Source organism: Paenisporosarcina sp. P4_E4_2, from assembly GCF_056401595.1.
This window is the reverse complement of record NZ_JBFUJC010000271.1, coordinates 1-4,231: the sequence shown is the minus strand read 5'-3', so window position 1 is coordinate 4,231 and position 4,231 is coordinate 1. Positions and strand designations below refer to the sequence as shown.

The 4,231-nt window shown below is 36.0% G+C and carries 5 protein-coding genes; 3 read left to right on the top strand and 2 right to left on the bottom strand.

The genetic code is table 11. From position 1 onward, the window contains the following. Both AC1DSB_RS15205 and AC1DSB_RS15200 read left to right on the top strand, forming a co-directional pair. Positions 1-328, top strand: a 328-nt coding sequence (locus tag AC1DSB_RS15205) for a hypothetical protein (RefSeq protein WP_477587024.1), incomplete at its 5' end; no start/stop codon positions are given. A gap of 167 nt (positions 329-495) precedes the next feature. Beyond that, on the top strand, positions 496-705 hold the full coding sequence (locus AC1DSB_RS15200; RefSeq protein WP_477532307.1) for an aldehyde dehydrogenase family protein: 210 nt from the start codon (positions 496-498) through the stop codon (positions 703-705). A gap of 287 nt (positions 706-992) precedes the next feature. On the opposite strand, the gene AC1DSB_RS15195 is transcribed toward AC1DSB_RS15200, so the two are convergent. Then, positions 993-1,505, bottom strand: coding sequence for a YehS family protein (locus AC1DSB_RS15195; protein WP_016429457.1), 513 nt, complete (start codon positions 1,503-1,505; stop codon positions 993-995). A gap of 249 nt (positions 1,506-1,754) precedes the next feature. Then, positions 1,755-2,372, bottom strand: a complete 618-nt coding sequence (locus tag AC1DSB_RS15190; protein ID WP_016429458.1) for a cyclase family protein — start codon at positions 2,370-2,372, stop codon at positions 1,755-1,757. A gap of 457 nt (positions 2,373-2,829) precedes the next feature. Here AC1DSB_RS15190 and zwf point away from each other — a divergent pair. After that, positions 2,830-4,231, top strand: a 1,402-nt coding sequence (gene zwf, locus AC1DSB_RS15185) for a glucose-6-phosphate dehydrogenase (RefSeq protein WP_477587025.1), incomplete at its 3' end; no start/stop codon positions are given.

Genomic DNA, 4,231 nt, shown 5'->3' with positions numbered 1-4,231 from the left:
ACTATATGTATGTCAAAAAAATAGGAGATTTAAAATGATATATAAATATTTTAAGGATTCTTCGGGCGAATATTTAGGAATTAGAGAAGAATACACATACTACGTGTTCATTCCTGTTAATAAAAATAATGAAGAAATAATTACTTTAACCGAGAATGCGAAATATAAAATTAACGATCATTATCAAAAAAATAAAGAAGAAATCCATCAAATGAAAATGTATTTAGATGAAGATCCAAGCATAGTAGACAGAATTAATGCGATTAAAAATTATCAAAGTATCTTTTCCATCAGTCACGAAAAATTCCTTTCTTCATACCCTGGTTAATCAATGAAAGCAGCTTGATATTTTTCCGGTGTATGATGAATATCCGAATATGAGAAATAAACAACAACGTTATATCATAGTTCAAGAACAGCTGAAATTGCATTTTCAGCTACTGTTTTCTGTAAGTTGTGTTGATTCTATGATTATTGAAAGGATATAAAACACTTATGCAGCCGATGCTCGTTCTAGAAGCAGGTTATAAGGATCCAGTCGTTGTAGAGAAGCAGTACGGTCCAGTCGTGCCGGTCTTGCCGTATGATTCCGAGGAGCAAGTCATTGCCGAAGCGAATGACAGCATCTATGTCCAAACGTCATCCGTCTGGGGCGAACATGAGCATGCGACTTGTGTTGCCCGGCTTCGATATCCGCCGGCGTGAAACAGTCAGGTATGTGCCGGGAGTTCGGTTCTGGCTCCTTCAAGGCTTATGTAGAAGAACACGTACTGACTGTTCCTAAATCAGGTGAGCTTCCTGATATTCCTGAATAAAAAACACAAAAAAATGGCCTTGGATTGTCCAAGAGCCATTTTTTCAATTTGATTTAATTTATTAAGACATCATTCTATTTTATAAAGTCGAAACCGAGCAGAACAAAAAAGACGATTGATATTCAGGTGGATTTTTCCTCGAATCCACTAAATAAACGTTTTCGGTTATTACCATTCCTACACTCTATATTTAATAGCTAGTCCTTTTAAGAAATTACGGGCGTATTTATCCCCGCACTCTTTATAATTTTTGTGTCCTTCTTTTCTCAATAAAGCGCCTAACTCGCCTTTTGTTACAGTGACGCCTGCGCTTTCTAATATGTCGAGCATATCCTCACTTGTTAATTCAAGTGCGATTTTCAACTTCTTCAGAAGAAGGTTATTCACTCTTTCATTGGTTATTGCAGGTCTTTCAGGTTGCCCCGGTTTCGGCTCTTGTTTTCCTCTTTTAAACGTAACAAATCCATTTAAAAATGACTCCATCATCACATTATCACATTTAATATTTTCTTCATTCTCGTCATCATCATAATCAATTTCATCATAATAATCGTCTTTAGATTTTGTGAGAATCAGCAACACTTCTTCTTTTGTAAATTCCATGCCACCCAGTTTAAATATCTCAACCATATCTTTATTTTTTATGTCCAGAGCATATCTTAGTCTGATTAAAATATCATTATTATCCATCAATAAACCTCCTGTCACATTGCCTGTTTATACGGCTACACGCATTCTATTTCACCCTTATGATAGCACAAAAAATTAACTTTAATTCAAATATCCCTATGCTTCACTCCCTTATATAGTTTCACCACGGAAGAAAAGGCCATCCACTAGTTCAGTAAACTGGTGAAAAGCCTTTTATAATCTTTACTACATTCATACATCGAATCTAGACTTAATAATAAATTTCAAAATGGTTAAAAACAGAGAAGTTTAGCTTAGCCCTTCAAATAGCAACACTCTTGCAGGTGAAGCGTCTGTACCCATTAATTTTAATGGTGCTGCCACCATAAAATATTGTCCTTGCTCAATTTCCTTTAAGCGAAGTCCTTCTATTATAATGATGTTATTTGCAAATAACGTTTTATGCGTTGGATGCCCTTCTTGGCTTCTTTCGATTCCAAGTGCATCAATTCCAATCCCTCGAATACCTACCTCAGAAAGATATTCTGCACCATCTTGTGCGAGGAAAATAAAATCAAAATTAAATGTTTCCTCAAATGAATTTTTCGTTTTTAATAAAACAAAATCGCCCTTTTGAATGTCAAACCCTTCTAAGTCCGCTTTTGAAACTCCATTTTCCACTTCAGTTAAATCGAATACTTTACACTGTCCTACAAGATTGTCTAATGGAATCGTTTCAAACGTATCACCATCAGTGACCATGTGTAGTGGGGCATCGATATGTGTTCCTGTATGTACGTCGAAATCAAGCCGTGTYTCAGTCACATATCCATTTGTTATTGTATTTAATTTTGGTTGTTTTTCCGGTTTGTTCTTGTACACGGTCATTCCTTCATAAATTGCACCTGTTACATCATGCATTTTCATATATAATCAACCTTTCCACTATCCAATATATTTTCTAGTTATAAAGCTATCCTCGCATGTCATTTGTGAAATTGTCTAGTGAAACTGCTTTGTTCTCTATAAACATGGCTTTACTATAGGATCTATTAAATGATGTTGTTATTCGTAACTGAACTGGGAAGACCACGCAGTGAGGACGATGTTAATTCGAAGGTTTCTTTGTTCACTCAATTTCGCTTATGTATCTTAATTCCTCCCTTTATGAGCAAACTAAAGTATACTTTTATACACTATTTGTTTTTAATGTGCGTACTTACATAATTCGGATGAAGTTAGTATACTGAGAACTGATTATCAGTAATGGTTTAAACAAAATACTGATTGTAAAAGTTGGAGGTAATTGAATATGAGGAACGATAATCTCGAAGAAGGATTTGACCTGAAAGATCGTTTACTTGATTTCCAAGAAGAATGGTTTATGCAAGACATGACCTTTGTTTTATTTGGAGCAACAGGAGACTTAGCACAACGAAAATTATTTCCTGCTTTATATAATTTACACCTTGATGGTAAATTACCCGATACCATTTCTATAGTTGCTTTAGGCAGAAACTATTTTTCAAACGAAGAGTTTCAGTCCAAAGTGGAAAAAGCGCTTCAAGCTTATTCTAGAAGAGCTACACAACCATCTGGTTTGCAAGATTTTTTAACCAAATTTCGGTACTGTTCATTTGATGCGACAGACAAAGATTCCTATCAACATTTGAACGAGCTCATTGAAAACAGAGAAAATGAGTTAGGTATTCCACAAAACCGACTATTCTATTTGTCTGTTGCCCCAAGTCTGGTTGATGTTATTACGTCAACTCTTAATTCAAGTGGAATATGCCAAAACAATGGATGGAAGCGTCTCATAGTGGAAAAACCATTTGGAAGTGATTTAGAGACGGCAAGACAATTAAATAAAAACTTGAGCAAGACTTTCAGCGAAGATGAAATCTACAGAATTGATCACTATCTAGGAAAACCAATGGTCCAAAATCTTGAAACCTTAGTTTTGGCCAATCCAGCACTGAAATCATTACTAGATCGTAAACAAATTTCGAATGTCCAAATTACAGCAAGTGAAACTGTTGGGGTTGAAACTCGGGCTGATTATTACGATCGAGCAGGAGCCATTCGTGATATGGTTCAGAACCATCTTCTTCAGTTAGTTATGATGACAGCCATTCACCTTCCAGAGAAAATAACGGCAGAAGAAATTCGAGTGAAAAAGATGGAAATTATTGAATCTCTTCGACCAATCCTGAAAGAACATGCATACCAGGATGTTGTCCGCGGTCAGTACGAATTTGGAGAGATTCAAGGTACTCCAGTTTATGGCTATAAAGAAGAGCCTGGTGTTGATGGTTCCTCAAAAAATGATACTTATTTCGCGGCTCGCTTATATATTGATAATCCATCTTGGAGTGGAATACCTTTTTATATACGCACTGGGAAAAGAATGAATGAGAAGTCTACACGGATTGTCATTGAGTTTAAGAACAAGATGAAAGATTCAGATTTGCTACAAGGAATCACTCCGAATTTATTAATCCTCGAGATTAGTCCAAACGAAAGTATTTCTTTACGGGTGAACATGAAAGATCCTTCTAGTAATCGTTTTGAACCTGCATGGATTAACTTCTCGACCAATTCGGAAAGTCAGCCGGAAGCATATGAACTTCTTCTATTTGATGCAATGCTCGGTAATGCAACCTTCTTCTCCCATTGGAAAGAAGTCGAATTATCATGGAAGTGGATCCAACCGTTATTGGAAGCATTTCAGGAGGATCTGTTGCCTTTATATTCTTATCCTGCAGGCTCAACAGGTCCAGATG

Coding starts and splice junctions, on each gene's coding strand:
- AC1DSB_RS15195 (WP_016429457.1), bottom strand. CDS start 1,505: ATGGATAATAATGATATTTTAATCAGACTAAGATATGCTCTGGACATA.
- AC1DSB_RS15200 (WP_477532307.1), top strand. CDS start 496: ATGCAGCCGATGCTCGTTCTAGAAGCAGGTTATAAGGATCCAGTCGTT.